Origin of the sequence: Sphaerisporangium sp. NPDC088356 (genome assembly GCF_040685555.1) — a bacterium.
Taxonomy (GTDB): domain Bacteria; phylum Actinomycetota; class Actinomycetes; order Streptosporangiales; family Streptosporangiaceae; genus Sphaerisporangium.
Genome location: NZ_JBFBIK010000240.1, coordinates 1 through 3,272, shown reverse-complemented (window position 1 = coordinate 3,272; position 3,272 = coordinate 1). Strand labels below are relative to the sequence as shown.

Genomic DNA, 3,272 nt, shown 5'->3' with positions numbered 1-3,272 from the left:
CATCCGGATCGGCGGCCCTTCGGTTTTCCAGGATCTTCCCGGTCGGGGTCGAGGCTGGGCTTCCGATGCGTCTCTTCTGTTCTAACGACTCCGCCGTGCCATCCGGCGACGCCTCTCCCCGCTTTCCGGGTTCTCGTACTTTTCTTGATCCGCCCATTGCCCCCGCCTTTCCGTCGTCCTGCTCGGCACCCGTCCGCGGTCACCTCCGCAGCTGCGGGCCCGTAGGGGCGGTGGTCCGGGGCCCAGTGGATGACCGGGACATAAGGCTCCAGGTCGTATGGCCCGCCGCGTTGTAAGCGGGGAGGAGTGCCGGGGCGGCTACCCTTACGCGGAGATGTTGTGACCGTTCTAGTTGAGTGAGTGATGGCCGAAAGCGACGAGCTGCCCGACGCGCCCGCTGTGGCGCGCGAGGTTTTCACCGGAGAGGCCTGGCCCCGGGCCCAGGCGTTCGCGGAACTGCTGGCTGGCCCCGGCGTGGTGCGGGGGTTGCTCGGGCCGAGGGAGATACCTCGAATCTGGGACCGGCACCTGCTGAACTGCGCGGTGGTGGCGGAAGCGGTGCCCGAGGGCGCCCATCTTGTCGACATCGGCTCCGGCGCGGGGCTTCCGGGCATCGTCCTGGCGATCGTACGGCCCGACGTGCGGGTGACCCTGCTGGAGCCACTTCTCCGCAGGACGACGTTCCTCGGGGAGTGCGTGGAGCAGCTGAAGTTGACCAACGTGGAGGTGGTGCGCGGGCGTGCCGAGGAGTTGGCGGGGAAGCAGGTCTTCGACGTCGCGTCGGCTCGCGCTGTGGCGCCCCTTGACCGCCTCTTGGCGTGGTCTATGCCTCTCCTTCGAAAGGGTGGCCAGCTTCTGGCGATGAAGGGAGAGCGCGCGGCCGAGGAACTGGACGCCGCCGCGCGGCAATTGCGGTCTTATGGGGTTGAGACTGCCGAGCTTGTCACGGTCGGGCGCGGTAAGGTCGATCCGCCCGCGACTCTCGTCCGGGTGGTCGCCGGACACTCGCCAGCTCCGATTGCGCAGGGTACGCGGCGCCGACGGAAGAGGTGACGGTTATGCCGGATGCGGCAGGCGGCCTTGGCTGGCCGGTCAGTCATGTCTCCGCTTCTGGCGGAAGGCCCTCGGGTCTCGGCTGGCCTTCTTCCCCTGCTGCTGCCACGCCGGTTGAAAGGACGACGACCGTGTCACAGCCCCCCCTTAACCCCGGCGATTCGCCGCTGGTCCGAGAGGCGCTCAGCTCAGTGGTTTCACGTGAAACAGCTCCATCCGCTCCCGTGGCCGCCGCTTCCATCGGCTATTCACCACCCATGCAGGAGGGCGACTGGCCCCGCCCTCCGAAACAGCGCATCATCACGATCGCCAACCAGAAAGGCGGCGTCGGGAAGACCACGACGGCCGTGAACCTGGCGGCCGGGCTGTCGATGCACGGCCAGCGGGTGCTCGTGGTCGATCTGGACCCGCAGGGCAACGCGTCGACCGCACTGTCGGTGGAGCACCGGGGTGACATTCCCTCGGTGTACCAGGTGCTGGTCGAGGATCTCGCTCTGGGAGAGATCATCAGCCCGGTTCCCGACATGCCGAACCTCTACTGCGCGCCGGCGACCATCGGCCTGGCCGGCGCCGAGATCGAGCTGGTGTCGCTGGTCGCCAGGGAGGCCAGGCTCAAGCGGGCACTGGAGGCGTTCGACGCGATCGAGCTCGACTACATCATCATCGACTGCCCGCCCTCGCTGGGGCTGCTCACCGTGAACGCGATGGTCGCGGCGGAGGAGGTGCTGATCCCGATCCAGTGCGAGTACTACGCGCTGGAGGGAGTCAGCCAGCTCCTCCAGAACGTCGAGCTCGTCCGCGTGCACCTGAACCAGGCGCTCCGGGTCTCCACGATCCTGCTCACGATGTACGACGGCCGCACGCGGCTGGCCTCGCAGGTGGCCGACGAGGTCCGTACGCACTTCGGCGACACGGTGCTCAGCACGGTGATCCCGCGAAGCGTCCGGGTGTCCGAGGCGCCCAGCTACGGCCAGTCCGTGCTGACCTACGACGCCGGCTCCAGCGGCGCCATGGCGTACATGGAGGCGGCGAGGGAGATCGCCTTCCGCGCCGCGGCGATGGCGGGAAGCTGACCCCGCCCGGCAGCGGTACTCTCCTGGGAGTGTCCCGCGCCGGGTTCGATCGAACGTCAGGATCAATTAGGACGCGGCGGGCAGAGACGGCGCCGAGGGTGGCCGTCTCCCTGCGAGCGGGTTGTCGGCGAGGAGGATTCGTGGCCCAGCAGAGGCGTGGTGGACTGGGGAAGGGACTCGGAGCCCTGATCCCCACCGGGCCGATCGTCGAGGTTCCGGGTGCGACGGGAGCGGTTCCGGAGACCTCACCGGCATCGGACGACGGGCTGAGGCCGGTCGCGGGTGCCTATTTCATGGAGATCCCCCTCAAAGCGATCACCCGCAACCCCCGGCAGCCTCGGGAGATCTTCGACGAGGACGCCCTGCGTGAGCTCGCCGACTCGATCCGCGAGGTGGGGCTGCTCCAGCCCATCGTGGTGCGCTCGGTGGGCGGTGGACGCTACGAGCTCATCATGGGGGAGCGGCGCTGGCGGGCCTCGCAGTTGCTCGATCTCACGGAGATCCCGGCAATCGTCCGGAGCACCCAGGACGACGAGCTGCTCCGGGACGCCCTCATCGAGAACCTCCAGCGGGAACAGCTCAACGCGCTGGAGGAGGCCGCGGCGTACCGGCAGCTCCTGGACGACTTCGGCGCGACCCACGAGCAGCTCGCCCAGCGCGTCGGGCGCTCCCGCTCGCACATCAGCAACACGCTGCGCCTTCTCAACCTCCCCGCCAACGTCCAGCTCAAGGTCGCGGCCGGCACGATCAGCGCGGGCCACGCCAGGGCACTGCTCGGTCTCAGCGACCCTGCGGCGCAGGAGCGTCTCGCCGCCCGCATCTTCGCCGAGGGCCTCTCCGTGCGGACGGTGGAGGAGATCGTGTCGATGGGGGAGGCGACCGCCGCCCCCGCTCCCAAGACGCGCCGTGCCAAGGACGCACCCGAACCCGCGCTCGTGCACCTCGCCACCCGGCTTTCCGATCACTTCGAGACCCGGGTGAAGGTCGACCTCGGCCGGCACAAGGGCCGCATCGTCGTCGAGTTCGCCACCATGGACGACCTTGAGCGCATCATCGGAGCGATGGCCCCCGGCGCGGCCAATTCCATCCGCGCCCTGGACGACTGACGAAGCAATGAGGGGCTGGTCGCTGTTTCACGTGAAACAG

The 3,272-nt window shown here is 68.7% G+C and carries 3 protein-coding genes; all 3 read left to right on the top strand.

The features are described from left to right. The first annotated feature begins 363 nt into the window (after window positions 1–363). The 3 genes from rsmG (at window position 364) to AB0O34_RS36460 (ending at window position 3,232) form a co-directional block, all read left to right on the top strand. The gene (rsmG, locus tag AB0O34_RS36470) at window positions 364–1,053 is read left to right on the top strand and encodes a 16S rRNA (guanine(527)-N(7))-methyltransferase RsmG (RefSeq protein WP_363923521.1); all 690 of its coding nucleotides are present in this window, start codon (window positions 364–366) and stop codon (window positions 1,051–1,053) included. A 257-nt stretch (window positions 1,054–1,310) separates the two neighbouring features. After that, window positions 1,311–2,126, top strand: a complete 816-nt coding sequence (locus AB0O34_RS36465; protein WP_363923523.1) for a ParA family protein — start codon at window positions 1,311–1,313, stop codon at window positions 2,124–2,126. A 140-nt stretch (window positions 2,127–2,266) separates the two neighbouring features. Beyond that, the gene (locus tag AB0O34_RS36460) at window positions 2,267–3,232 is read left to right on the top strand and encodes a ParB/RepB/Spo0J family partition protein (protein ID WP_363923519.1); all 966 of its coding nucleotides are present in this window, start codon (window positions 2,267–2,269) and stop codon (window positions 3,230–3,232) included. The last annotated feature ends 40 nt before the right edge of the window (window positions 3,233–3,272 follow it).

Coding starts and splice junctions, on each gene's coding strand:
- rsmG (WP_363923521.1), top strand. CDS start 364: ATGGCCGAAAGCGACGAGCTGCCCGACGCGCCCGCTGTGGCGCGCGAG.
- AB0O34_RS36465 (WP_363923523.1), top strand. CDS start 1,311: ATGCAGGAGGGCGACTGGCCCCGCCCTCCGAAACAGCGCATCATCACG.